Below are 21,471 nucleotides of genomic sequence, written 5' to 3'. Positions count from 1 at the left end.
CAAATCTCAGACGATGTTGAGTTTTGGTCCACGCGCCGGCGAGCGTGGAGACGACGATTTCCGGTTTAATGAGTCCATGAACGACCAATGACTTCCAGGAGGGTGAATCCCCCATGCGCATCCCTGTCCCGTTGAACGCCTTGCGCGCCTTCGAGGCCGCGGCACGCCATCTCTCGATCAAGGACGCGGCCCTGGAACTGGCGGTCACGCCCTCGGCGGTCAGCCACCAGTTGCGCACGCTGGAGGACATGCTCGGCGTCGAGTTGCTGCGCCGCATTGGCACGCGGCTGGAACTGACCAGCGCCGGCCGCCGCCTGGCACCCGGCCTCAACGAGGGCTTCGCCCTGATCGCCGAGGGCGTGGGCAGCTTGCGCGAGGAGCGGCGCGACGGGCCGCTGCGCGTGAACATGCTGCCGACCTTCGCGACCAACTGGCTGTCACCCCGCCTGAGCCTGTATCCGTTCGAGCGGCGCGGCTTCTCGCTGGACATCTCCACCACGCAGGACGACGTGGATCTGGCCGCCGGCGTGGCCGATGCCGGCATCTGGTATGGCGACGGCCAGTGGGCCGGCCTGCAGGCCGACCTGTTGTTCGAGGCCACCATCGACCTGTACGCGCGCCCGGGCTTTGCCACCGGCTCGCGCCGGGAACGCCTCAAGCAGGTCGCGCGCGCCAACCTGTTCGTGTCGCGGCATTGCCTCACCTGGCAGCGCTGGATGGACAGCCTGCCCGGCGGGCCGTTCGAGCCGGCTGTCGTGACCCGCGTGGATTCGGGCGGACTGACGATGCAGGCGGCCGCCGATGGGGCTGGCGTGTCGATCGCCGTCTGCGAACTGGCCGAGAGCGCCGTCCGGCTCGGACGCCTGGCCTCGGTCTTCGACCACCCCGTGAGCGCGGGCGTCGGCTTCTGGCTCGTCTATCCCGAGGCGCTGTGCGAGGACCGACGGTTGGACAACCTGCGTGGCTGGCTGCGCGAGCAGGTCGATGGGCAAGCCCGGCACGGAGGGCAGGAGCGGACGACGGACGACGCGGGCAGTGCCAAGGACGGGCCCGCGCAAAGCACCACGTCGCCGGCGGCGAAGCCTCGATCCGCTGCCGCCTGCGCAAGCCCGGTGGCTTCAATGTCCTGACAGGGAGGAAGTGGGGTGTCTCGTCGATGGATCGGTTTCGTCCTGGTTGTGCTCTCGGCGGTCTGCTGGAGTTCGGCCGGGCTGTTCGTGCGGCTGACGGACCTGGACGCATGGACCATCGTCGGCTGGCGTTCCCTGTTCGCGGGCCTAGCGCTGGCCGCGGTCTTGGCCTTGCGCGGACGCGGCGAACGAGGCAGCACGTTCGGTGCCGCTGGATGGGGGGCCACCCTCCTCGTATCGACGGCGACGGTGGCGTACATCGCCGCGCTGACACTGACCACGGTGGTCAACGTCCTGCTGATCTACGCCTGCCTGCCCCTGGTCGCTGCCGGCCTGGCGCGGTTGATCCTGGGCGAGCCGCTTTCCCCGCGCGTCCTCGCCGCCGGCGCATGCTGCCTGGCGGGCGTGGCGATCGTCGTGGGGGGGCCGACCGGCAGTGGCCATCTCCTCGGCAGCGTGCTTGCCTTGCTGATGACGTCTGCGTTCGGTGGACTCCTGATCGTCGTCAAAAGCCATCCCGGGCTGGACATCGTGAAGATCAACACGCTGGGGTGCCTGCTCTGCGCCGTGGCGGCGCTGCCCTTCATGTCGCGGCAGGTTCCGGACCCGAAGGCGCTGTCGAGCCTGGCGCTGCTGGGCATCGTCGCCATGGCCCTGGCCTTCCTGCTGTTCCTCGAAGGAGGCCGGCGCATTCCGGCGGGAGAAGCAGGACTGATCAGCCTGCTGGACGTGGTACTGGGACCGCTCTGGGTGTGGCTGGCCTTCGGCGAGACGCCCGGGAGTGGTGCCCTGGCCGGGGGCGCGCTGATCATTGCCGCGCTGGCCTGGTACCTGCGGCGCCCCCAGCGGGACCCGGCCCCGGCGCGGCGGTCTGCCGCCGTCGCCGGATGCGGCGGGACGGAACGATGACGCCGACGCCTTGCGGAAGATGAGGGGCCCATGCGCATCCCCGTGCCACTGAATGCCCTGCGCGCCTTCGAAGCCGCCGCGCGCCATCTGTCGATCAAGGACGCGGCCCTGGAACTGGCGGTCACGCCCTCGGCGGTCAGCCACCAACTGCGCACGCTGGAAGACCTGCTGGGCGTCGAGTTGCTGCGGCGAGTCGGTGGCGCCGTGGAGCTGACCGACGCCGGCCGCCGCCTGGCCCCGACCCTGAATGCAGGCTTCTCCCACATCGCCGCCTCCGTCCAGGCGCTGCGGGACGAGCGCCTGGACGGCCCGCTGCGGCTGCACACGCTGCCGGCGATCGCCATCAACTGGCTGGCGCCGCGGCTGGCCGCCTATCCGTTCGGGACCGCCGAATCCGCGCTCGACATCACCACCGTCCAAGGCCATGCCGATCTCGCGGCGGGCACCGCCGACGTGGGCCTGTGGTTCGGCGAGCCGCCGTGGCCCGGACTGGTTTCGGAGACGTTGTTTGCCGGCACCCTGGGCGTCTATGCCAGGGCCGGCTCGCTCGCCGCCACCCCCGAGGGACGATTGGCGCAACTGGCGCAGGCGCACCTGTTCGTTTCCCGCTATGGCCTGCACTGGGAGCAATGGCTGCAGACCCTGCCGGCCGGTCCGCAACACCCCGCCCTGATCACCCAGGTCGATTCCTGCGGCCTCGCGCTGCAGGCGGCCAGCGAAGGAACGGGGCTGTGCCTGGTGGTGGCGCAACTCGCAGAGCGCTCGGTGCGGGCAGGCTTGCTGGAGCCCTTGTTCGACCATGAGGTCCCGGCCGGTGGGGATTTCCACCTCGTGTATCCACCCGCCCTGGGCGAGGACCGACGCCTCGACGCCTTGCGCACCTGGCTGCGCGAACACTGTCCACCGGTGGATGACGCCGACGATCCGAAGGCCTTGACGGCATGACACACATGAAAGCCGCACACCCGCGCGATCAGCACGCCCTGTCGGATGACGGTGTGACGCTTCGACGGCTCGTTGCCGAGGACGCCGTTGCGCTTGCCTCCCTGGTGGCCGCCTATGGCGACGAAATGCGCCACGGGCAAGGAGCCGGGGCGAATGCACTGGCCCGTGCCGATGCCTTGATCGCCGATCCGATCGCGGAAGTCCTGGGTGGCTTTCTCGGCGACGAACTCGTCGCCTTCGCGGTGTTCTTCGATCTGCCCGAAGCGATCTCCGGAGGGCGTTCGGGCCAGCTCGACGACCTGTACGTCCTGCCCGCCGCGCGCGGGAAACGACTCGCGCAGCGGCTCATCACGGCCATCGCCGATACCGGGCGATCACGCGCCTGGATTCATCTGCGCTGGCTGGTCCCCGAGGACAACCCCGATGCCATACGGGCCTACACGCGCTTCGCCGAACCCGCCGGCTGGAAGAGCTACGTCCTTTGGCTGGCCGGTAACGAGCGGTGGTGAAGCCATGAACAACCTGCAACAGGTCGATTGGTCGCGTCTTCCGCAGCCGGAGGATGATGGCGGCGCCCGCCACCTGACAGGCATGCGCCTGCCCAGGCTTGAACTGGCATCGACGGATGGTGGCCGTGTCGATCCTTCGCGCCTGCGCGGGCGCACGGTGCTCTATCTCTTCCCGATGACGGGCCGGCCGGATGTCGCACTGCCTCCAGGCTGGGACGAGATTCCAGGAGCACGGGGCTGCACCCCGCAATCCTGTGCCTTCAGGGATCATTTCGCCGAACTGAAGTCCTTGGGCGTCGCCCAGTTGTTCGGCGTGTCGACGCAGGACACCGCGTACCAATGCGAGGCGGTGGCACGTCTCCACCTGCCTTTCCCGTTGCTGTCCGACAACCGCCTTTCATTCGCAACCGCGCTCGGTCTGCCGGTCTTAGAGGTGCAAGGCCTGGCACTGCTCAAGCGACTGACCCTGATTGCGCGCGATGGCGTGATTGAGCATGTGTTCTATCCGGTGTTCCCGCCGGACCGGAATGCCGACGATGTCGTCGAGTGGTTGAGGCAACAGCCAGCCACTTGACCTTGGCCAGTCAGCGACACGATCAGCGCTCATGGTCGTGCGAAGTTCTCGTCAGGTCCCGCTCACCCGCAGAAGGACCATTGCTCCAACCACACCCACAGCAGTTCCATCGACAGCCAGGCGCGGAACACCAGCACGCCCGCAGCCAGCAGCACAGCCAGCGGCGCCCAGCGCCTGAACCATTCGCGGCCTTGCCTCATGAAGTCGCCAACCGTGGATCGGCGCGAACGATGGTTCTGTCGTCGATCGGCCAGTGCAGAACCGTCGCCAGCAGGCCCAGCGCAATCGCCAGCAGCCAGATGCTCAGGTACGACCCAGTGGCCTCGAACATGCGGCCACCAAGCCAGACACCGAAGAATGATCCCAACTGGTGGCCGAAGAAGACGAAACCAAACAATGTGGTGATGTAGCGCACGCCGAAGATCTGAGACACGAGGCCATTGGTCAGCGGAACCGTCCCGAGCCAGAGGAACCCCATCAATGCAGCGAACAGGTAAACGCCCCAGGTGCTGAGCGGCAGCAGGACGAACAGGGCCATCGCCACCGTGCGCGCCAGGTACAGGCCTGCAAGCAGGTACTTCCTGCGCAGCGTGCCACCCCAAAGCCCCAGCAGGTAGGTGCCGGCCACATTGGTCAGCGCAATGATCGCCAGCGCGGCGACGGCATCGGTGGCGGCCAGGCCCCGGTCCAGCAGGTAGGCTGGGAGGTGCGTGGCGATGAAGGCGAGTTGGAAGCCACAGGCCAGGAAGCCCAGGTTCAGCAGCCAGAAGCCGCGGTGGCGGAAGGCTTCACCGATCGCCGCCTTCATCGACAGCTCCGTGCCGACCACCGCGTTCGAGATGCTTGCGTCGCGCATCGGGAACGCCAGCGGCAGCAGCAACGCCATGACCACTGACAGAATCAGCAGCGCACCCGTCCAGGCCCAATCGCCGATCAAGGCCTGCGCAACCGGGACCATGGCGAACTGCCCGAGTCCACCGATGGCGCCGGCCAGCCCCAGTGCCCAACTGCGGCGCTCAGCCGGCACGAGGCGGCTGAGCGCGCCGTAGATCGCACCGAATGCCGTGCCCGACAGCGCGATGCCGACGCACGCGCCAGCGCCCAGAACAAAGGCCACGTGGCTGTGCGCCTGAACCATTAAGAAAAGCCCCAGCGCATAGAACACGAGCCCGCCCGCGATGACCTTGGCCGAACCGTAGCGGTCGGCAATCATCCCGGTGAAGGGTTGGGCGAGACCCCAGGTCAGGTTCTGAACCGCCATCGCGAAGCCGAACATTTCGCGCGACCAGCCGCGATCCATCGTCACTGGCAGCAGAAACAAGCCTTGCACGTGCCGCACACCGAGGGCCAGACCCATGATCAATCCTCCGGCCAGGATCGGAATCCAGAGCGAATGACGCCCGTTTGCCGATGCTGTCGAGGGGGCGAGGTTCGTGTTCATGTCGTGGCTCCCGCTGCTTGCGGATCGTCCGCAGGTCGATGCTTCAGTGCGCCGAGTGGGTGGGTTGGTGGCTCGCCGGTACGCAACCAGTCCAGCGCCAGGGGCCACAGCGCCTCGCGGAAGCGCTCGTGGAAGAAGGCGAAATGGCCGATTTCGGCCTGCCCGATGGCCGCGGGAGCCAAACGCAGGTGATGACGCTCGCTGCCGGTGTAGTAATCCAGCAGGCGGTCCAGCGCCGGTACCGTGCCGAACGGATCGTCCTCGATGCCCAGCGCCAGGATCGGTGCGCGCACCTGGCCGAAGCGCCGTGCCAGCATTTCGGCTTCGGGCTCGCCTTCCAGCGTCTCCCGGCCGCGGCGCACCGTGCCCTCGAAGCGGGGACCCATGCGTGCCCAGTCCAGCGCCACGCCCTTGGGCGTGTCCTCCATCCATCCCAGGCGCTTGGCCGGCACGTAGCCAAGCACCCGCGCCAGCAGCGGCATGGCCACGTGCCAGCGCAGGAACATGGCGCGACGCACGGCGGGCGCATAGTCGCGCCAGTAGGCGTACTGCGCCTCCATGGTGAAGATGCGCCGCACGCGGTGTGCGGACGCGGCCAGCCCGATCACGAAGCCCCCGGCGGAGTGGCCGACCACGTCGATCGGCTGGCCGGGGAATCGCCAGGCGAGGTACTGCAGCACACCCTCGAAATCGTGCTGCCCCCAGTCGATCCAGTCGGCCTGCAGCCGACGCAGCCCACGGTGTCGCGATTCGCCGATGCCGCGGTAGTCGTAGGTCACCACGTCCCATCCGTGGCCGTGGAGCCAGTCGGCAAAGCGCGCGTAGTACCGGCAGCGCACCGAGGTGGCCGCGTTGATGACCGCGACCGGATGCGGGCGTCGTGGATCGCAGGGGCGGCGCCAGGCAAATCCACCCAGGGCATAGCCGTCGGCGGCACGAATGTCGATGGGCTCAGCCATTCACAGCAAGACCCTGGACCAGCAGCACCACGGCCTGTGCGCCGGCCTTGCGATCCTGGGCAATGCGTTGGTACTCGGCCGATTCCGCCCAGTCATGGAAGGCGGCCTCGTCGGGAAAGGACATGAGCACGAGCTTCTGGTGCGGCCAGGTGCCTTCGATGGTGCGAGGCTGCTCGTCCGCGGCCAGCAGACGTCCTCGGTGGTGGCGGAACACCTCCATGAAGCGCGCCTGGTAGCGGTCGTAGGCGGTCCGGTCGTGGATGGTGAGTTGGGCGAGGGCGAAAACGGTCATGACGAAGACTCCTCGTCGCGATGGCGATCCGGTTCGGCGGCCGAGGTCGATTCGATGCGGTCGCCCTGCGTGCTGGGGCTGGAGAACACCAGGAACTGCACGTCTTCGTCGCCACCGTTGGCGGCGATGTGGCGAGTGCCGGCCGGGACATGCACGCCTTGACCGGCTTCCAGCAGCACGTCCTGGTCGGGCGTGCTCAGGCGCAGGTGGCCACTGAGCACATAGAAGAACTGGTGCGCCCTGGCGTGCCAGTGGGGTGCCTCGGCGCCGCCTGCGGGCATCCATTCCTGCCGCACCTGCATGTGTTGCAGTTCCAGCAATCGCCAGCCCAGGTAGACCCCACCCCAGTCATAGCGGTTGCCGTCGTCGGGCCGCACGGCGCGCAGCAGCGCCGTCATGGCGTGTCCTCCTCGGCGGGCACGCCGTGCAGGGCCTCGCCATGGACCTGCCGCCCGTTCTCGAAGCGCATGATCTCGCACATGCGCGTGCGCTTGCCGCCGGCCTGCGCCACGTAATGGACGACGACGGTCTGCGCCTCGACGTCGCAGATGGCCGAGATGAGTTCGAACCGCAGGTCAGGCCTGTCGGCGAGCGCGGCCAGCCAGTAGCGGCGCAGCGCGTCCTTGCCCTGTACCCGCGTGCCACCGGTATAGGGCTGCGCCAGCGCGCTCACGAACAGTGCGTCGTCGGCATAGGCCGCCAGCACCGCCGGCACGTCGCGCCGGTTCCAGTCATCGATCCAGGCCAGCGCATGGGCCCGGAGTTGATCATGAGAGAGTGTCGTCATGGCATCACATCCAGAAGAGAAGAACGGTCAGGGCGGCCAGGGTCGCCATGGCACGATTGATCGCGCGAGCAACGGCGCGGTCGCGCAGCCAGGGCCGCAGGCCGGCGCCGAAGACGGCCCAGACCAGCATGCAGGGCAGTCCGATGGCGGCGAACACCAGGTTGACCACCAGCAGGCGCAGTGCGTAGCCTTCGCCCGGCGGCAGGAAGGTGGACACCACCGTCACCGAGATCAGCCAGGCCTTCGGATTGACGAACTGGAAGGCCAGCGCCTGCATGAAGCCGATGGGCCGGCCGGCCTCGGTCTCCTCCAGTTCGGCCGCGCGCCACAGTCGCGCGGCCAGCCAGAGCAGGTAGAGGCTGCCCACGACCTTCAATGCGACCTGCAGGCGCGGTTCAAGGGCGAACACCGCGCCGAGGCCGGCGCCGGTGATCCCGAGCTGCACCATCACGCCCGCAGGGATGCCCAGCAGGTGCGGCCAGGTTCGGCCCAGGCCGAACAGCAGGCCCGAGGACATCAGCATCACGTTGTTGGGACCGGGCGTGATCGACATGACGAAGGCGTAGACGATCAGCGCCACGAAGGCGGTGTGTTCCATGGGAATTCGCTGGGACGGGGAGTACCGGAGCGTTGAGGGAAAGACGAGGCCCGTCCGCGAATCGATTCTGGGCCGGGCAAGGCGTTGGCTCCAGCGAGTTTTTTTCAGCCGGCGTTGAGATTTCTGTGGGCGCCCGACGCCACCTACGGACTGCCCACCCTTTCCACGACCAGGATGCGTGCCTCGCCACGAGGGACCGCGCGGTGCTCGCATCCCGCTTCCGCGAAGAAGGCATCGCCGACGCCCAGCTCGATCACCTGCTCCCGCCCATCGACTCGATGGTGCATGTCCACCGTGCCGTCCAGGACCACGAAGACCTCCTCGCCGTCGTTGATGTGCCAGCGATAGGCCTGGTCGGTCCAGTGAATCTTCACGGACAGGCCCGACAGTTCGGCAATGGGGACAGCACCCCAGGGCCTGTTGGTGGTGACCTGCCGGCCACGGACGACCTTCATGGAATCGCCTCCGTTGTCGATGTGTTGGCCGGCATTCTTCAAAGATGTCGGCAGTTGCTCCAGCGAGAAATTTTCAGTCCCACCTGAGATATTCGCGCTTGGCCGCAAGCGTCATCGCGCAGCAGACTTCGCAGGTACTGCCCGGCGCTGCCGAATCGATGACGGCCCGGCACTTCGGGCGGTTCCTCGCAGGAGAACCCATGTCTTCCGATTTCATTCGATGCGCGTCCCACCCAGACGGCTATGCCGAGTTGGTCATCGACCGGCCGGCAGCCCGCAACGCCCTGTGCCGCTCACTGACCGATGCGATGGCCGCGCACCTCGACAGGCTGGCGGCCGACGCCGCCGTGCGGGTGGTCCTGCTGCGCGCCGAAGGCGAACACTTCGCGGCCGGTGCCGATCTCAAGGAAATGCTCGGCATCAGCGCGGAGCAGGCGCGCGCCACCGACTTCGCCGGTTGCTGCGCGCCGCTGGGCACGTTCCCCAAGCCCGTGGTGGCGCTGGTGCAGGGCTTTGCGCTCGGCGGCGGCTGCGAGTTGGTCGAGATGTGCGACATCGTGCTGGCGGCCGAGAACGCCGTGTTCGGCCACCCGGAGGTTCGCGTCGGCACCATGCCCGGCGCGGGCGGCACCCAGCGCCTGCCGCGCCTGCTCGGCTTGGCCAAGGCGCTGGACCTGCTGCTGACCGGGCGCCGCATGGACGCCCGCGAGGCCGAACGCAGCGGGCTGGTCTCGCGCATCGTGCCCGCCGATCACCTGCTCGAAGAGGGCCGCCGGCTCGCCGCCGACATGGCGTCGCTGTCGGGCGAGGTGCTGGTCCTGATCAAGCAGGCCGCGCGTGCCAGCGCCAGCCTGCCCATGGACGAAGGACTGCGCCGCGAGCGGGCCGCCTTCCACCACACCCTTTCGCTGCCCGACCGCGAGGAAGGCATGCGGGCGTTCCTGGAGAAGCGGCCGCCTCGCTTCAACCCCCATTCCTGACACCGGAGCCTTGCCATGCCACTGTCCGACTTCAAGACACCGAGGGATCAGCGCTACTTCGAGGACTACGAAAAGGGTCGATCGTTCGAGTACGGCCCCATTGGGGTCGAAGAGCCGGAAGTCATCGCGTTCGCGCGGCAATTCGATCCCCAGGCCATGCACATCGATCCCGAGGCGGCGGCCCGCGGGCCGTTCCACGGCCTGATCGCCAGTGGCTGGCACACCATCGGCCTGATGATGCGGCTGTTCGTCGACCACTACCTGACGTCGGTGGCAAGCCTGGCCTCGCCGGGCGTCGATGAAGTGCGCTGGTTCAAGCCGGTGCGCCCGGGTGACCAACTGCACCTGCGGCTGACCATCGCCGACGCGGCGCCATCGCGCTCCAAACCCGACCGCGGCATGGTGCATACCGTGGTCGAGGGGATCAACCAGCAGGGCGAGGTCGTCGCGAGCTTCAAGGCCATGAACCTCATCGGCCGCCGCCACCCCGGGGCGTCCCCACAGCGAGAAGGAACCTCCGCACCGTGACCCAAGCCGCCCCCTCCTTGCCGCTCGATCCCGAGGTCGAGCGAATCGTCCGCGACAGCTTCGCCCGCCAGGGCCTGATGCACCACCTGGGCGCAGAACTGCACGAGGTTGCGCGCGGGCGGGTCAGCATCCGGTTGCCGTTCCGCGAAACCCTCACCCAGCAGCATGGCTACTTCCATGCCGGCGGCACCAGCGCCATCGCCGACTCGGCCGGCGGCTACGCGGGCTTCACGCTGTTTCCCCCGGACAGCTCCGTGCTGACCGTCGAGTTCAAGATCAACCTGCTCGCCCCCGCGCAGGGCGACTACCTCGAAGCGGTCGGCACGGTGGTGCGCTCCGGACGCACCCTGACCATCTGCCAGCTCGAAGTCTTCGGCGTCACCGAGCAGGGACGGGCCCAGGTGGCGCTCGGCCAGCAGACCCTGATCTGCCTGCAGGGCAAGCAGGATCGATGACGTTTCCGGTGTCCGCGCAAGGATGCGCTCGGCGGCCAGTACCGCCATTCATGAAGGAGAACCCATGACCCCAACCTCGACCCAAACCCTCGGGACCCTCGACACAACCCGCTGGCTGCGCGGACAGTCCAACGCGACCAAGGTGCTGGCGGTGCTGTTCGGCACCCTCGTGCTCACCGCGTCGTCCCACGTCAGCGTGCCGATGGTGCCGGTGCCGATGACCATGCAGACGCTGGCCGTCACGCTGGTCGGCGCACTGTACGGCTGGCGCCTGGGTGGCCTGACGATCCTCGTCTGGCTGGCCCAGGGCGCGCTCGGCTTGCCGGTGTTCGCCGGTGGCACGGGAGGCCTGGCGCGCTTCCTGGGGCCGACGGCCGGCTACCTGCTGGCCTTTCCCGTGGCCGGCGCGCTGACCGGCTGGCTGGTCGAACGCGGCTGGCATGGCGGGCGCGTCGCGCTGGCCTTCGCGGCGATGCTGATCGGCAACGCCCTGTGCCTGCTGCTCGGCGGCGCCTGGCTGGCCGCGATGGTTGGCGTGCAGAAAGCCATCGCCGTGGGCGTGGCCCCCTTCGTCCTCGGCGGCGTGCTCAAGTCGGTGCTTGGTGCAGCGCTGCTCAAGGCCATCGACAGCGGAACCCGCAAGGCGGCGCACCGATGACGCGCGTTCCGGCCCGGCCCGGTACATCACGATGAACGCCCTCGATGCGGAGCAGGCGCGGCGCTTTGCGCAGGCGTGGCTGCCCGCCTGGACCGGCAACGATCCCCAGCGGCTGGCTGCCTTCTATTCGGAGGATGCCTTCTATCTCGACCCTGCCGTACCCCAAGGGCTGCGGGGAAAGCCCGCGTTGCTGGGCTATTTCGAGCGCCTGTTGGCGCGCAATCCAGCGTGGGTCTGGACGCAGGTCGAGGGCATCCCCATGCAGGATGGCTTCCTCAACAAATGGCGCGCGGACATCCCGGTTGGCGGCGAGGTGTTGACCGTGGTCGGCGTATGCCTGGTGCAACTGGACCACGCGGGCAAGATTCGCCGCAACGAGGTGTATTTCGACCGCAGCGACTGGATGACCAGGATGGGAGCGGGATCGAAGCGGCAACAGGACGGAGGGCCATGAGCGAGCAGCGGGCAGGAACCAGTTGGTGGATTGGGATCTATGTCTTCGTGGTGGAGCCGGTGCTCCTGGTGTCGGGTCTGATACTGGTGCTTGCGTTGCTGTCATCCCTGCGCGCGGCCCCTGGCCCCGCCAGACTGGCTGCCACGGTCTTCCTCGTCACCTTCGTCATGGGGCTCATGGTCCTGGCCCGACAGTATGGACGCCGCCTGCGCTGGCGACGCAGGCACATGCCCTTGCCTCGCTTCCCGGCGACGCTGCGCATTCCCATCGCGCGCGCCGCGTGGTGGGAAGTGCTGGTCATGGGCATGGGGATCGTGTTCCCTCTGCTGGTCGTCGCGCTGCCGCCCCTCGTCAGGGACATCCACGAGACGGACCCTGTCGTGCTCCCCCTTGCGCTGGGCGGCGTCATCCTGGCCGTGGCGCTCACACGGGCGATCGTGCGAACACTCGTGCGGCGCTTGCGTCGCCTCGATCCACCCGCCGACCTCGTGGCCGATGCCCTCGGCCTCACGCGCGAAGGCCCCCAGCGGGTCTTCGTTCCCTGGCAGGCGATACGGGCCATCGAACATGCGAAGTTCCGAATCTGGAACTCGCACCTGCACCTACTGGCGCTGAAAGTCGATGATCCGCATCGATATGGCCTGGACACCAGTCGCTTCCAACGGCTGATGCTCAGGGGCACCACCGACGAACGCGGCATGAACGTCGGGCTCGTCAACCTGAGCGGCTACATGCCTTCGCCATCGGACAGCGTGCGCGCCCTCCGCGACTACTGGGCCTCGGCGAGGCCATGACGGCGGCCATGGACCGCCGTGCCGGCGGCGTCGGCGGCCCCCAATGAACGAGCGTCCGGCCTGTCCGGCGACGCGACCAGATCGAGCGCCGACAGCAGCGCATCGCCCTCGACCAGGCCGTGCAGCAGCAGCGTTTTCCCGGTCAGGCCGTCGTCAAGCCGCACGGAGGGCGTGGCGGTGATGCCGCTGCGCAGGGCCTCGTCGGCCTGCGCGCGAACGATGGCTGCGGGGCGATTGCTGTCCAGGCAGGCCCGCATGGCGGTCGTCAGACCTGGCCAGGCCTGATCGGTGGGCAGCCCCTGGCCATCGCCCCGGGTGTTTTGGTAGAGCCATGCGATGGCATCGAAGAACGCCTCGTGGCCTTGCGCCTCGCCTGCGCACTCGGCCACGCGGGCCAGCCGACTCGCCTCGGGATCGTGCATCGCCAGCGGCAGGTGATGCCACCGCAGGCTGGTCTCGGGATGGGCATCGATCCAGGCCATCAGGGTCGGGTAGTAGGCCTTGCAGAACGGACACTCCAGGTCGGCGTACAGCGTCAGCGTGAAGCGCGCATCGGCTGGGCCGCGGCGCCAGGGTGGGCCGGCCGGATGTGCCTGCGCGACCTCGGGCCCCGTGCGCGGTGCCGGCGCACCGGGCGTGCGGTACAGGAGCCAGCCCAGCAGGCCGACTACAAGGATGCCAGCGACCACCCAGGGCAGCCGTGGCAGGCGCCCGGCGCGCTTGCGAATGGCCTGGGCCCGGCCCGGCAAGGTGGTTCGCTTCGAGGACATGACGCGCTCCGGTCATTTCGGCAGGAACAGCGGCGGCGATGCGATGCCACGCGCCTGGTCGATCTTCTCGGCCACCTTGAAGGCGGCATCCAGTTCGCCGATGCCGTGCTGGCGCATGAGCTGGTAGCGCTCGGCCTTCTCTTCCGGTTCGGTCTGCGCAAGGGCCAGATAGAGGCTGGGCGGCACGGCGCGGAACAGCACTTCCATCGACTTGGACAGGATGACGCCCTCGCTGAACTTGCCGGCCTCCTTGCGCGCGGACAGCATCAGCGCCTTCTGCGCGGGCGACAGTTCGCGGAACCGGGCGATCTTCTCCACCTCGTCGGGCGGCATCGACAGGCAGATCCACCACTCGATCATGTTGAGCATGGGCTCGGCGGCCTTGGGCAGGTCGTCGATGTTCTGCGTCGCCAGCCAATACCACGCACCGAGCTTGCGCCACATCTTGGTGATCTTGACCACGTAGGGCGCGAGCAGCGGGTTTCTGGTGATGATGTGGCCTTCGTCGGTGACGTTGATGATCGGCCGACCCAGGAACTGGTCGCGCTCGGCGATGTTGTTCACCGTGTTGATCAGTGAGATGTAGGCGATGGAGAGCTGCGCGTTGTAGCCCTCGCGCGCGAAGGTGGCCAGGTCCACGATGGTGATGTCCGCCTCGGGCCAGGGCGTGCCCGGACGGTCGAACATCTCGCCGTCTGCGCCCTGGCAGAGCATGTCCATCGCATCGGCCATCTCCAGCAGCCGCGCGCGCCGGGCATCCGGCAGGTTGGCGTCGCGGGCGCGTTCGCGCAGCGCGTCGCGCAAGTCGCGGGTCAGCACCGTGCGCGCCTGTGCCACGCAGCGCTGGGCGGCGTCCAGGATGCACTGGCGAATCAGGCTGCGGTCGGCGCGCGTCATGCGCGCTTCCTCCTTGTCCTCGCCGCCGGTGATCATCAGCCGGGCGGTGATTTCGAGTTCGCCGAGCACGTCCCGCTGGTCATCCCCGTCGTCGGCCGGATGGGCGTCGCCGTCCTCGTCCAGGGCGTCGGCGTCCAGCGTCTGCACCTGGCCCGGTGTATCGACCAGGCGCCAGGCATCGGCGAATGGCGCCAGGCTCACGCCCGCGCCGGGTGCCAGCTTCACGCGATGCACGCTCAGGCCCAGTCGAGCGGCGAAGTCACCGAACAGGCCAAAGCTGTTGCCGGCCTCGACGATGAACAACCTGGGCCGGTAGATCGCCGTGACCTGGTTGAGGATGTTGTTCAGCGTGGCGCTCTTGCCGGAGCCGGTCGGGCCGAAGAGGAACAGGTGGGCGTTCATCTGCCGGTCGAGCCGGTTCAGTGGATCGAAGGTGATCGTCCCGCCGCCCCGGTTGAAGAAGGTGATGCCCGGATGGCCGGTGCCTTGACTGCGCCCCCACACCGGCGCCAGATTGGCCGCGTGCTGCGCGAACATCAGTTGCGTGTACCACTGCCGCTTGTCCGCCGCCGGGTCGAACAGGCAGGGCAGCCAGCGCAGGTAGGTGTTGAGCGGAGCCACCTCGTCCTCTTCGCGCACCGGCTGCAGGCCCGCATTGAGCATGACATTGACCAGTTGCAGGCTGCGGGCGTCGAGCTGCGCCATGTCGCGGCCGCGCAGGTAGAACGCCAGCGTGCCCCGGTACAGCTTGTGCGCGCTGCCGATGAGGCCGCGGGCCTGCTGCACGTCCTGGCGCGCCTGTTCGCTGGCGAGCGTCTCGCCAACCGCCTTGCGGGCCAGGTGGTTGAGGTGCGCCTCCAGCACATCCTGCGGCGTGGCGACCAGGGTCAGGCACATCACCGTGTCCTCGGGCATCTGGTCGAACAGCGCGTTCACCGCATCGCCCCCCTTGCGCGTCTCGCCGGTCACGTGTCCGGTCGCGGGTGGCGAGCGCAGGCGGTCCATGACGATGGCCCGGTGCGGCATGCCGTCGAAGAACCACAGGCCGTTGGCGACATCCGAGCGCGGCTGGCCGAAGAACAGGCGTTGCGCGAAGTCGCCGCTGGCCAGTTCGATCTCGCCTTCTTCCCGTTCCTCCGGGTAGCGGGCGAGCGCGTAGAAGCGTTCCCGGTCTTCGGCCGTGCTGCCCAGCGCGCCGGGATTCGGGTTGAACCAGCGCAGCAGCCAGTCGTGGATGTCCGCCGCGCCAAGGCGCCGGGCCTTGACGCCGGCATTCGCCAGGCCGCCGACCAGGCGGTCGCAGATCGTCGCCAGGGCCTGCTCGGGCGATTGCCCCCGCCGGGCCGATGCGGCGTCCGGGGTGCGCCGATAAACCACCATGCGCACGCGCCGGGTCTGGCCGCGCCACGGCAGGCGTGTGACCATGGTGTCCTCGAACAGGCCGCCCGGCTTCGCGATCGCGCGCAGGTGGTGCCCGAAGAAACGCAGATAGAACTCGCTGAACGCGCTGCCCTGCGCGCGTGGATGCAGGTACGCCCCCAGCGTGCGCAGGTAGTGGTCCCAATCGGCTTCGTCCTGCGCGTAGAGCTGCACCACCCACGGGTTCTCGTCCAGTTCGTCGAAGGAGTCCTGCAGCGCATTCTCCAAGGCATCACGGGCCTGCCACAGCCAGGCGGTCTCGCGCCCTTCGGTACCGATCGGCTGCAACTCGAAGAACGCTGCCACCGATTGGCCATCTTCGAGCAGCATGCTCTTCGTGGCCGGCAGGTACTCGACCCAGGGCAGCAGGTCGGCGAAGGACGGCGCCACGCCGTAGAGTGCCGCGTGGTCGGCCTGCGTCGCGGGTCGCCGATGATTCGACCCAAGGGCGGCGCCAGGTGCCTCGATGCCGTGCGCGGCGAGGCGGGCGACATGCTGTGTCCAGGCGTCCGGCTCGATGTCGGCCTGGACTGGCCTGGGGGCCGGATGACGCGGCCACGGCAGTCGCCAGCCCATCAGTAGTCCTCCAGCCGCTCGCCCGGCATCGCGTACTGCACGCGCTGGTAGAGCGGGAAGACGGTGCTGTAGCCGGGTACCGGCACCGGGTCGGAGCCGGCCAGGTGCGGAAAGACGTACATCACCAGATCGGGGTTCGGCAGTCGATGGAACTGTCGCTGGATCTCGTTCGCTGCCGTGCGGGTGTAGACCGCGTTCCGGGCGGGCGCCGCGAGGGTGTCAGCGTCGGCCAGCGGGCGGCGCAGGTCCTGGCGTGCGTCGAGCAGCAGGCGGCCGGCCTGGCCGCCGCTATGGCCGCCAGTCTCGTGCTGCCAGATGTCCAGCATGGTGTGCTCGCCCCGGGGCAGCAGCTTTTCCGAACTGGTGGCACAACCCGCGAGAACGGCGGCGGCGAGCAGGACAAGGGGGCGGTCAATCCAGGTCCGACGCATGCGCTTCTCCCATGAGGTGATTCACCCGGCGCCCCTTGGCGTCGTGGTCGATGGCGATCGGCTGCTCCAGGTGCACGGCCACCCTGGCGCCGGGCTGCACGTAGACCGCCGCGAAGGCCTGGCCGTAGAGCTTGTTGACCCAGTCGGCCATGTCGCGCACGCCACCGGCCAGGATGCGGCCCATGGCCTCGTTGCCCGAAATGCCGACCGTACCCAGCGAACCGTTGTTGTTGGCGACCACGGCCACGCTGCCGTTGTCGGACTTGATGAGCGAGGCGGCGCCTGCGCCGGCCGCGGTGATCAACGCCTGCGATCCCAGGTACTGCTGGGCATTGCTGCGCCGCTCGCCCGAGACGCACGGGATGCCGTAGGGATCGCTGATCCAGCCCAGGCCGTCCAGCAGACTGGTGCTGTTCTGGCTTTGATTGCGCTTGCCGTCGTCCTCCGGCACCGTGCGGATGGTGCCGTCACTGAACACGAAGGTGATGGAGCGGACCTGCCCACGCACGCACGAAAGCGTCCAGTCGCCCGAGGCCGTGCCGCTGACCACCGCACCGGCCACGTCGGGAATCTCGATGCCGTTGGCCGCCAGGTTGTCGGCCCCGATCAGCACCTTGAAGGGAAACGGGTCGTTGACGGTGCCGTCGATGGGAATGCGGCCGATCAGCGCGGTCATGGCGACGGAGCCCATCAGCGTGGCATTGGTGGGCACCGTATAGACCGCTTGGGTGGTGCCGCCAACGGCCTGCGCCGTCATGTCGCCGACGGCCTCCGCCGCGGCCGACAGCTCCGGCGAGGCCGGGCCGAAGCTGGAGGGAAAGGCGGGCAAGCGCAGGCTGCTCGAACCGCCCTTGGGATCGGGCCGGGCGTCAGCCGGTTCGATCCAGCGCATGCCGCCATCCTTGAGCGGCCCGCCGTCATGCCCGTCCAGTCCAAGGCCGATCGGCAGGTCGGCGGCATCGCCCTTGCCGGACAGCCCGTCCAGGCGGCGCTGCAATTCCTGCATCAGCCCTTGCGTCTGCTGCCGGTCGCTGGCGGCCTGGGTTCGCTCCTGTTCCAGGCGGCGGCGTTCGCTGTCGAGGGCGTTCTGGATGCGCTGGTCGATCGCACCCTCGCGGGTACGCAGGCGCTCGTTCTCCGCCTTGTGCTGGCGGTTGTCGCTCAGCGCGGTCTGCAGCTCGGTGCGGAGCTGCTTGACCTGCGCGACCAGGGTGGCGACGGTATCGCGCGGGGTGTCGCCCGCGATGCCGAGCGCCTTCATTTCTTCGGGAGTGAGCTGCCCCGGGACATCCTGCTTGCCAGGTGCAGCGTCACTGCCTGAGAACAGCCTGGCACCGACGAACACCAGCAACAATGCCATCGGAATCAGCAGCCACTTCAACAGGGGATTACTCCTCATCGGACGTCCTCCCCGCAGCGGCGGCCGGCGGCAGGTTCGTGCCGGCATCGATGGGACTGAGCACCGGCATCAGCGACTCGGCCAGGCCACGGCCGCGCGTGACCAGGTAGACCACCGTGGTGTCGGTCGAAGCGCCCGCCGGCCCCAGGTCGGGATGCTGGAAGGTCGCGGCCACGAAGTCGCCTTGCAGCACCCTTGGATCGAGATCGATACGGTGAGGCGAGGTGTTGGTCAGGCGCACCGCGGTGACCCACTGGTCTTCGAGTCGCCAGGCCGCCAGCGCCCGCGCCTTGAGCGGCAGCGTCGGCAGCAGTGTGTCCAGCGCGAGCGGGCGCCGCAGCGGCACGCGCCCGATGCCGGCCACGGGCTCGACGGTGCGCAGCGGTGCGTAAAGGTTCTGCGCCGCGTAGCGCGTCAGGACAACGGTTATCGGCGTCTGCCGACGCCTGGCGGGTTGCGCTGCTTGGGTCGGACCGGCGGCGGTGTCACCGCTGGCATCCTCGGCGGCGTCCTGCAGGACGATGCGTACAGGCTCCAGCGGCTGCTCGCCTTCCCGGGCGTCTGTCGCTGCGATGTCCACCAGCACGATGGCGCCGGATTCCACGTCCTGCAGTTGCAGCCGCGTCGGCGCGATGGCCTCGCTGGCGCGCAGGTAGATGGCGCCGCCCGCGCTCTGCACGCGCAGCCGCTCGCCCAGGCTCGGGGGCAGGCCGACACGCATGTTGCGGTCGATGAAGATCACGCGCTCCTGGCCGACCACCAGCGGGACGGCCAGCGGCAGCCGCTGCCAGCGCAGGATCTCGATGGCATGGCTGTCCGGCACCAGGCCGAAGCCAAGGGCCAGGCTCGCCACGATGGTGAAGACGTTGTGTTTCAAGGGTTGCCTCCCTGCGAAAGGCCGCCGCCGGGCGTGCCGGACGGAGGCACTGCCGGCGACGGTGACTCGATGCGCTGCGGCGCGCCTTCATAGCAGTCCAGCGCCAGACCGAAGGGGTTGCGCTGGGGATCGACGTCCAGCCGCACCACTTTCAGCGGATAGCGCACCAGGGCCCGCTTGACCTGCTCGGCGCCGTAGTACTCGTCGGCGCTGACATCGAGCGTGACGATCCAGTCGCGGCTGGAAACCGTCTTTACCCGCATCGTGGGGTTGTCGCCAAAGCCGCGCCCCGGAATCTCGTAGATGCCACGCACCCGCTGGCGCAGTTCGCCACTGCTGCGCCGGTGCTCGTAGTCCTGGCGCAGGAAGGCCTGGCAGGCCGGTGTGAAATAGGCCGACAGCGCGTGGAGGTTGCGCGGGTAGTCCTGTTCGCCATCCGTCGGCCAGCGCAGGACCTGCTGCCAGACGTAGAAAGCGAACGCATAGACGTTCTCGGGCGGCACATCCCACCAGGCGCGGGTGCTGCCCGAGCGCAGATCGGGGGGCACGTGGATCGTCAGTTGCCTCGGCGCACTCCACCAGCCGAAACCGAGCAGCAGCGCCACCACGAACAACGCACCGGCGCCCAGACGCAGCGTGCGCACATGGGCCTGCAGGTGATGGACTTCGTTCCTGAAACGGCTCATGAGGCGGCTGCTCCGCGTGAGCGCCGGGTGGTCCAGTACCCCGACCGCGTGATGAGACGGTGCCCACCGAGCCAGGACGCTGCCAGCGGATGGCGCAGCGCCAGGCGCCACTGCAGTTGCCGGTACAGCCAGGTGTCCGGGCGGCCGCGCTTCTGCCGGCGCAGGAAGCCGCCACCACCGAACACGCCAGCCGCCACGCCGGCCACGATCAGGGTCGGCACCATGGCGACGCTGTGCGTGGCCCAGGCCAGCGGCACGCCGGCGATGAACCCCGCCACCGCAGACAGGCCGGCGCAGATCCAGAGTTCGTCGGCGGTCAGGCCCCTCACCACCACGGGCTGGCGGTTCAGCCTGTGCGGCAGGAAGGTCACCAACCCGTCACGCGCGATATCGTTCAAGGCAGCCATCGCCGCTCAGAGCACGCCAGTGGCCTTGGTCAGCAGCCAGATACCGACCACCAGCAGGATCGCACCCACGGCCACGGTGAGACCGAACTGGCCCCAGGTGGCGCGACCGGTATGGATTTCCGAGTAGCGCGTATAGGCGTGGTAGCACACGCCGACGAACATCGAGGCGACCACGAGGAGCGCGATCAGCAGCACGATGTCGTAGCCGTAGTTCTGCAGCGTCTGCATGATGCCGCTGCCCTGCCCGCGCGAGGGGTCCTCGATGGTCGGCAGGCCCTGCGCCCGGGCCGCCAACGGCAGGCCCATCAGCATCAATGGCGCGAGGATGGTGGTGGCAACGCGATGGGGAATCGGATGGGTCTTCATGGCGGCAGGGCCTTTCGTGGTGGTCAGGACAGGAGGAAATAGGTCAGCACCAGGTACATCGAAACGAAGCGCACGACGACACCCAGGAACTGGCGCTGGGTCAGGCGCTGCTCGGCCCACCCGGTGTACGCGGTACGCATGGCCCACACGCCCCACAGGAGCAGGACGGCGAACACCAGACCGAGCACCACCGTGGCCACGGCGGCGGGGGCGAAGCCGCCATTGGCCTGGAAGGCGCTGACCTGGGCGGCGTTCATCGGGGTGCCTCCTGGTCGGAGGGCGGGCTGGACTGGCGGTAGTCGCCGGACAGCTCGACCGGATCGCGCGGCTGTGCGCGCGACGGCGTCAGGTAGTCCTGGATGCCCACCCGAACGCGCTGGAGATCCTCGCGCAGGCGGGCATGGTCGAAGTGGTAGCGGGCGCGCTCCTGCGGAGCGATATTGGCGGCGTGCTCGGCTAAGCGGTCAATCAGGTCGATCTGGCGAACCAAGACCGCAAGTTGCTCGCGTTCGATGGCTGCAGTGGATGCAATGGCCGGCTGCAATGAAGAGGTTGCGAGCAGAAGCAGCACTATCCAGCAATGCTGTCGACAAGCGCGGGGGCTGGTTGGGGGCATCGTGCCTTCCTCGGTGAGGGAATGGCAGGATGCTGGGACACAGGGGTGCCCCGGGCAGCCAGGAATGGGATTTAGGTCGTCACCGGATTCCTACCGGGCAATGTCGATGCTGCTTGGAAGTCATGTCGCGGACTCTGCGGAATCACGAATTAAGACTGCGATCCGTTCGCTCGTGGCAATAGTTTTTGCTGTTGACGACAACTCGCATTCCCAGACGACGAAGACTCGCCAGCCCAAGGCACGAAGCTCATCCACGGCCCGGATGTCACGGGCAACATTGTGTTGGAACTTCTCCAGCCAGAATGGGGTATTGCTCTTGGGAACGGTGGCTATCTTGCATCCCGGATGACGGTGCCAGAAGCAGCCATGGACAAAGACCACGACCTTGTAGCGAGGAAGAACAATATCTGGCTTTCCTGGTAGCTTTTTTTCGTGCAGCCTGTAGCGGAAGCCCATCCGATGCAGGGCCTTGCGCAGTGCAAGCTCCGGCTGGGTGTCCCTTCCCCGGATCCGCGACATGCGCTCGGAGCGATCGGATGGGGAAAGGAAGTCGACCATG

General features: G+C 68.2%; 30 protein-coding genes. 11 read left to right on the top strand and 19 right to left on the bottom strand.

Annotated elements, in window-relative coordinates; all coding sequences use genetic code 11:
* Window positions 1-113 precede the first annotated feature (113 nt).
* The 5 genes from AXA74_RS01055 to AXA74_RS01035 are packed head-to-tail and all read left to right on the top strand — an operon-like array spanning window position 114 to window position 4,067.
* Window positions 114-1,130, top strand: a complete 1,017-nt coding sequence (locus AXA74_RS01055) for a LysR substrate-binding domain-containing protein (RefSeq protein ID WP_060833103.1) — start codon at window positions 114-116, stop codon at window positions 1,128-1,130.
* A gap of 15 nt (window positions 1,131-1,145) precedes the next feature.
* On the top strand, window positions 1,146-2,039 hold the full coding sequence (locus AXA74_RS01050; RefSeq protein ID WP_081093919.1) for a DMT family transporter: 894 nt from the start codon (window positions 1,146-1,148) through the stop codon (window positions 2,037-2,039).
* Window positions 2,040-2,069: 30 nt separating this feature from the next.
* Window positions 2,070-2,984, top strand: coding sequence for a LysR substrate-binding domain-containing protein (locus AXA74_RS01045; RefSeq protein ID WP_081093918.1), 915 nt, complete (start codon window positions 2,070-2,072; stop codon window positions 2,982-2,984).
* A 5-nt stretch (window positions 2,985-2,989) separates the two neighbouring features.
* On the top strand, window positions 2,990-3,493 hold the full coding sequence (locus AXA74_RS24440) for a GNAT family N-acetyltransferase (protein WP_232019796.1): 504 nt from the start codon (window positions 2,990-2,992) through the stop codon (window positions 3,491-3,493).
* 4 nt (window positions 3,494-3,497) lie between these two features.
* Window positions 3,498-4,067 (top strand): peroxiredoxin, encoded by a 570-nt coding sequence (locus tag AXA74_RS01035; protein ID WP_060833100.1) that lies wholly within the window; start codon window positions 3,498-3,500, stop codon window positions 4,065-4,067.
* 62 nt (window positions 4,068-4,129) lie between these two features.
* Here AXA74_RS01035 and AXA74_RS24050 read toward each other — a convergent pair whose 3' ends face one another.
* The 8 genes from AXA74_RS24050 to AXA74_RS01000 all read right to left on the bottom strand — a co-directional run bounded on the left by AXA74_RS24050 (window position 4,130) and on the right by AXA74_RS01000 (window position 8,599).
* Window positions 4,130-4,267, bottom strand: coding sequence for a hypothetical protein (locus tag AXA74_RS24050; RefSeq protein ID WP_153962035.1), 138 nt, complete (start codon window positions 4,265-4,267; stop codon window positions 4,130-4,132).
* Window positions 4,264-5,508, bottom strand: coding sequence for an MFS transporter (locus AXA74_RS01030; protein WP_232019797.1), 1,245 nt, complete (start codon window positions 5,506-5,508; stop codon window positions 4,264-4,266). Before AXA74_RS01030 ends, AXA74_RS24050 begins: the two co-directional genes overlap by 4 nt.
* Window positions 5,505-6,467, bottom strand: a complete 963-nt coding sequence (locus AXA74_RS01025; protein WP_060833098.1) for an alpha/beta hydrolase family protein — start codon at window positions 6,465-6,467, stop codon at window positions 5,505-5,507. Before AXA74_RS01025 ends, AXA74_RS01030 begins: the two co-directional genes overlap by 4 nt.
* On the bottom strand, window positions 6,460-6,759 hold the full coding sequence (locus AXA74_RS01020; RefSeq protein ID WP_060833097.1) for a DUF1330 domain-containing protein: 300 nt from the start codon (window positions 6,757-6,759) through the stop codon (window positions 6,460-6,462). The genes AXA74_RS01025 and AXA74_RS01020 overlap by 8 nt, the downstream gene beginning before the upstream one ends.
* Entirely contained in the window at window positions 6,756-7,157 is a 402-nt protein-coding gene (locus AXA74_RS01015) for a cupin domain-containing protein (protein ID WP_060833096.1), read from the bottom strand. Before AXA74_RS01015 ends, AXA74_RS01020 begins: the two co-directional genes overlap by 4 nt.
* Window positions 7,154-7,546, bottom strand: a complete 393-nt coding sequence (locus AXA74_RS01010; protein WP_060833095.1) for a nuclear transport factor 2 family protein — start codon at window positions 7,544-7,546, stop codon at window positions 7,154-7,156. Before AXA74_RS01010 ends, AXA74_RS01015 begins: the two co-directional genes overlap by 4 nt.
* A 4-nt stretch (window positions 7,547-7,550) precedes the next feature.
* Window positions 7,551-8,144, bottom strand: coding sequence for a LysE family translocator (locus AXA74_RS01005; RefSeq protein ID WP_060833094.1), 594 nt, complete (start codon window positions 8,142-8,144; stop codon window positions 7,551-7,553).
* Window positions 8,145-8,287: 143 nt separating this feature from the next.
* Entirely contained in the window at window positions 8,288-8,599 is a 312-nt protein-coding gene (locus tag AXA74_RS01000; RefSeq protein ID WP_060833129.1) for a cupin domain-containing protein, read from the bottom strand.
* Window positions 8,600-8,799: 200 nt separating this feature from the next.
* Here AXA74_RS01000 and AXA74_RS00995 point away from each other — a divergent pair, with 200 nt between their 5' ends.
* The 6 genes from AXA74_RS00995 (at window position 8,800) to AXA74_RS00970 (ending at window position 12,468) form a co-directional block, all read left to right on the top strand.
* Window positions 8,800-9,579, top strand: a complete 780-nt coding sequence (locus tag AXA74_RS00995) for an enoyl-CoA hydratase/isomerase family protein (protein ID WP_060833093.1) — start codon at window positions 8,800-8,802, stop codon at window positions 9,577-9,579.
* A 15-nt stretch (window positions 9,580-9,594) separates the two neighbouring features.
* Window positions 9,595-10,107 carry a MaoC family dehydratase gene (locus AXA74_RS00990; protein WP_020649406.1) on the top strand — a complete coding sequence of 171 codons (513 nt, stop codon included), beginning with the start codon at window positions 9,595-9,597 and terminating at the stop codon, window positions 10,105-10,107.
* The gene (locus AXA74_RS00985) at window positions 10,104-10,562 is read left to right on the top strand and encodes a PaaI family thioesterase (RefSeq protein ID WP_025513286.1); all 459 of its coding nucleotides are present in this window, start codon (window positions 10,104-10,106) and stop codon (window positions 10,560-10,562) included. Before AXA74_RS00990 ends, AXA74_RS00985 begins: the two co-directional genes overlap by 4 nt.
* 64 nt (window positions 10,563-10,626) lie before the next feature.
* Window positions 10,627-11,220: a biotin transporter BioY gene (locus AXA74_RS00980; protein ID WP_051101827.1), complete on the top strand. Its 594-nt coding sequence runs from the start codon at window positions 10,627-10,629 to the stop codon at window positions 11,218-11,220.
* Window positions 11,221-11,251: 31 nt separating this feature from the next.
* Window positions 11,252-11,674, top strand: coding sequence for a nuclear transport factor 2 family protein (locus AXA74_RS00975; RefSeq protein WP_020649409.1), 423 nt, complete (start codon window positions 11,252-11,254; stop codon window positions 11,672-11,674).
* Window positions 11,671-12,468, top strand: coding sequence for a hypothetical protein (locus AXA74_RS00970; protein ID WP_020649410.1), 798 nt, complete (start codon window positions 11,671-11,673; stop codon window positions 12,466-12,468). The genes AXA74_RS00975 and AXA74_RS00970 overlap by 4 nt, the downstream gene beginning before the upstream one ends.
* On the opposite strand, the gene AXA74_RS00965 is transcribed toward AXA74_RS00970, so the two are convergent.
* The 11 genes from AXA74_RS00965 to AXA74_RS23715 all read right to left on the bottom strand — a co-directional run bounded on the left by AXA74_RS00965 (window position 12,444) and on the right by AXA74_RS23715 (window position 21,470).
* Window positions 12,444-13,238, bottom strand: coding sequence for a DsbA family protein (locus tag AXA74_RS00965; RefSeq protein ID WP_026353020.1), 795 nt, complete (start codon window positions 13,236-13,238; stop codon window positions 12,444-12,446). The genes AXA74_RS00970 and AXA74_RS00965 overlap by 25 nt on opposite strands.
* A 12-nt stretch (window positions 13,239-13,250) precedes the next feature.
* Complete coding sequence (locus AXA74_RS00960) at window positions 13,251-16,130, bottom strand: conjugative transfer ATPase (RefSeq protein WP_060833092.1); 2,880 nt, start codon at window positions 16,128-16,130, stop codon at window positions 13,251-13,253.
* Window positions 16,130-16,561: a TIGR03751 family conjugal transfer lipoprotein gene (locus AXA74_RS00955; protein ID WP_060833091.1), complete on the bottom strand. Its 432-nt coding sequence runs from the start codon at window positions 16,559-16,561 to the stop codon at window positions 16,130-16,132. The genes AXA74_RS00960 and AXA74_RS00955 overlap by 1 nt, the downstream gene beginning before the upstream one ends.
* Window positions 16,542-17,960, bottom strand: a complete 1,419-nt coding sequence (locus tag AXA74_RS00950; RefSeq protein ID WP_060833090.1) for a TIGR03752 family integrating conjugative element protein — start codon at window positions 17,958-17,960, stop codon at window positions 16,542-16,544. Before AXA74_RS00950 ends, AXA74_RS00955 begins: the two co-directional genes overlap by 20 nt.
* A complete protein-coding gene (locus AXA74_RS00945) occupies window positions 17,950-18,837 on the bottom strand; it encodes a TIGR03749 family integrating conjugative element protein (protein WP_060833089.1) in 888 nt (295 codons plus the stop codon). Before AXA74_RS00945 ends, AXA74_RS00950 begins: the two co-directional genes overlap by 11 nt.
* Window positions 18,834-19,523, bottom strand: coding sequence for a PFL_4703 family integrating conjugative element protein (locus AXA74_RS00940; protein ID WP_060833088.1), 690 nt, complete (start codon window positions 19,521-19,523; stop codon window positions 18,834-18,836). The genes AXA74_RS00945 and AXA74_RS00940 overlap by 4 nt, the downstream gene beginning before the upstream one ends.
* Complete coding sequence (locus AXA74_RS00935) at window positions 19,520-19,930, bottom strand: TIGR03750 family conjugal transfer protein (protein ID WP_009463352.1); 411 nt, start codon at window positions 19,928-19,930, stop codon at window positions 19,520-19,522. The genes AXA74_RS00940 and AXA74_RS00935 overlap by 4 nt, the downstream gene beginning before the upstream one ends.
* A 6-nt stretch (window positions 19,931-19,936) precedes the next feature.
* Window positions 19,937-20,242, bottom strand: a complete 306-nt coding sequence (locus AXA74_RS00930; RefSeq protein ID WP_245540490.1) for a TIGR03745 family integrating conjugative element membrane protein — start codon at window positions 20,240-20,242, stop codon at window positions 19,937-19,939.
* 77 nt (window positions 20,243-20,319) lie between these two features.
* Window positions 20,320-20,553, bottom strand: a complete 234-nt coding sequence (locus tag AXA74_RS00925) for a TIGR03758 family integrating conjugative element protein (RefSeq protein ID WP_060833087.1) — start codon at window positions 20,551-20,553, stop codon at window positions 20,320-20,322.
* Window positions 20,550-20,912 carry an integrative conjugative element protein, RAQPRD family gene (locus AXA74_RS00920; RefSeq protein ID WP_060833086.1) on the bottom strand — a complete coding sequence of 121 codons (363 nt, stop codon included), beginning with the start codon at window positions 20,910-20,912 and terminating at the stop codon, window positions 20,550-20,552. Before AXA74_RS00920 ends, AXA74_RS00925 begins: the two co-directional genes overlap by 4 nt.
* Before the next feature lie 120 nt (window positions 20,913-21,032).
* Window positions 21,033-21,470, bottom strand: a complete 438-nt coding sequence (locus AXA74_RS23715; protein ID WP_020649421.1) for a very short patch repair endonuclease — start codon at window positions 21,468-21,470, stop codon at window positions 21,033-21,035.
* Window position 21,471 lies beyond the last annotated feature (1 nt).

Source organism: Bordetella hinzii LMG 13501, assembly GCF_001548475.1.
GTDB classification, from domain to species: domain Bacteria; phylum Pseudomonadota; class Gammaproteobacteria; order Burkholderiales; family Burkholderiaceae_B; genus Bordetella; species Bordetella hinzii.
This window is presented reverse-complemented; position numbering and strand designations above follow the sequence as displayed.

Bases quoted from the DNA above. Each gene is read 5' to 3' on its own strand.
- AXA74_RS01055 (WP_060833103.1), top strand. From the start codon at position 114: ATGCGCATCCCTGTCCCGTTGAACGCCTTGCGCGCCTTCGAGGCCGCG.
- AXA74_RS01045 (WP_081093918.1), top strand. From the start codon at position 2,070: ATGCGCATCCCCGTGCCACTGAATGCCCTGCGCGCCTTCGAAGCCGCC.
- AXA74_RS24440 (WP_232019796.1), top strand. From the start codon at position 2,990: ATGAAAGCCGCACACCCGCGCGATCAGCACGCCCTGTCGGATGACGGT.
- AXA74_RS01035 (WP_060833100.1), top strand. From the start codon at position 3,498: ATGAACAACCTGCAACAGGTCGATTGGTCGCGTCTTCCGCAGCCGGAG.
- AXA74_RS24050 (WP_153962035.1), bottom strand. From the start codon at position 4,267: ATGAGGCAAGGCCGCGAATGGTTCAGGCGCTGGGCGCCGCTGGCTGTG.
- AXA74_RS01030 (WP_232019797.1), bottom strand. From the start codon at position 5,508: ATGAACACGAACCTCGCCCCCTCGACAGCATCGGCAAACGGGCGTCAT.
- AXA74_RS01025 (WP_060833098.1), bottom strand. From the start codon at position 6,467: ATGGCTGAGCCCATCGACATTCGTGCCGCCGACGGCTATGCCCTGGGT.
- AXA74_RS01020 (WP_060833097.1), bottom strand. From the start codon at position 6,759: ATGACCGTTTTCGCCCTCGCCCAACTCACCATCCACGACCGGACCGCC.
- AXA74_RS01015 (WP_060833096.1), bottom strand. From the start codon at position 7,157: ATGACGGCGCTGCTGCGCGCCGTGCGGCCCGACGACGGCAACCGCTAT.
- AXA74_RS01010 (WP_060833095.1), bottom strand. From the start codon at position 7,546: ATGACGACACTCTCTCATGATCAACTCCGGGCCCATGCGCTGGCCTGG.
- AXA74_RS01005 (WP_060833094.1), bottom strand. From the start codon at position 8,144: ATGGAACACACCGCCTTCGTGGCGCTGATCGTCTACGCCTTCGTCATG.
- AXA74_RS01000 (WP_060833129.1), bottom strand. From the start codon at position 8,599: ATGAAGGTCGTCCGTGGCCGGCAGGTCACCACCAACAGGCCCTGGGGT.
- AXA74_RS00995 (WP_060833093.1), top strand. From the start codon at position 8,800: ATGTCTTCCGATTTCATTCGATGCGCGTCCCACCCAGACGGCTATGCC.
- AXA74_RS00990 (WP_020649406.1), top strand. From the start codon at position 9,595: ATGCCACTGTCCGACTTCAAGACACCGAGGGATCAGCGCTACTTCGAG.
- AXA74_RS00980 (WP_051101827.1), top strand. From the start codon at position 10,627: ATGACCCCAACCTCGACCCAAACCCTCGGGACCCTCGACACAACCCGC.
- AXA74_RS00975 (WP_020649409.1), top strand. From the start codon at position 11,252: ATGAACGCCCTCGATGCGGAGCAGGCGCGGCGCTTTGCGCAGGCGTGG.
- AXA74_RS00970 (WP_020649410.1), top strand. From the start codon at position 11,671: ATGAGCGAGCAGCGGGCAGGAACCAGTTGGTGGATTGGGATCTATGTC.
- AXA74_RS00965 (WP_026353020.1), bottom strand. From the start codon at position 13,238: ATGTCCTCGAAGCGAACCACCTTGCCGGGCCGGGCCCAGGCCATTCGC.
- AXA74_RS00960 (WP_060833092.1), bottom strand. From the start codon at position 16,130: ATGGGCTGGCGACTGCCGTGGCCGCGTCATCCGGCCCCCAGGCCAGTC.
- AXA74_RS00955 (WP_060833091.1), bottom strand. From the start codon at position 16,561: ATGCGTCGGACCTGGATTGACCGCCCCCTTGTCCTGCTCGCCGCCGCC.
- AXA74_RS00950 (WP_060833090.1), bottom strand. From the start codon at position 17,960: ATGAGGAGTAATCCCCTGTTGAAGTGGCTGCTGATTCCGATGGCATTG.
- AXA74_RS00940 (WP_060833088.1), bottom strand. From the start codon at position 19,523: ATGAGCCGTTTCAGGAACGAAGTCCATCACCTGCAGGCCCATGTGCGC.
- AXA74_RS00935 (WP_009463352.1), bottom strand. From the start codon at position 19,930: ATGGCTGCCTTGAACGATATCGCGCGTGACGGGTTGGTGACCTTCCTG.
- AXA74_RS00930 (WP_245540490.1), bottom strand. From the start codon at position 20,242: ATGCTGATGGGCCTGCCGTTGGCGGCCCGGGCGCAGGGCCTGCCGACC.
- AXA74_RS00925 (WP_060833087.1), bottom strand. From the start codon at position 20,553: ATGAACGCCGCCCAGGTCAGCGCCTTCCAGGCCAATGGCGGCTTCGCC.
- AXA74_RS00920 (WP_060833086.1), bottom strand. From the start codon at position 20,912: ATGCCCCCAACCAGCCCCCGCGCTTGTCGACAGCATTGCTGGATAGTG.
- AXA74_RS23715 (WP_020649421.1), bottom strand. From the start codon at position 21,470: ATGGTCGACTTCCTTTCCCCATCCGATCGCTCCGAGCGCATGTCGCGG.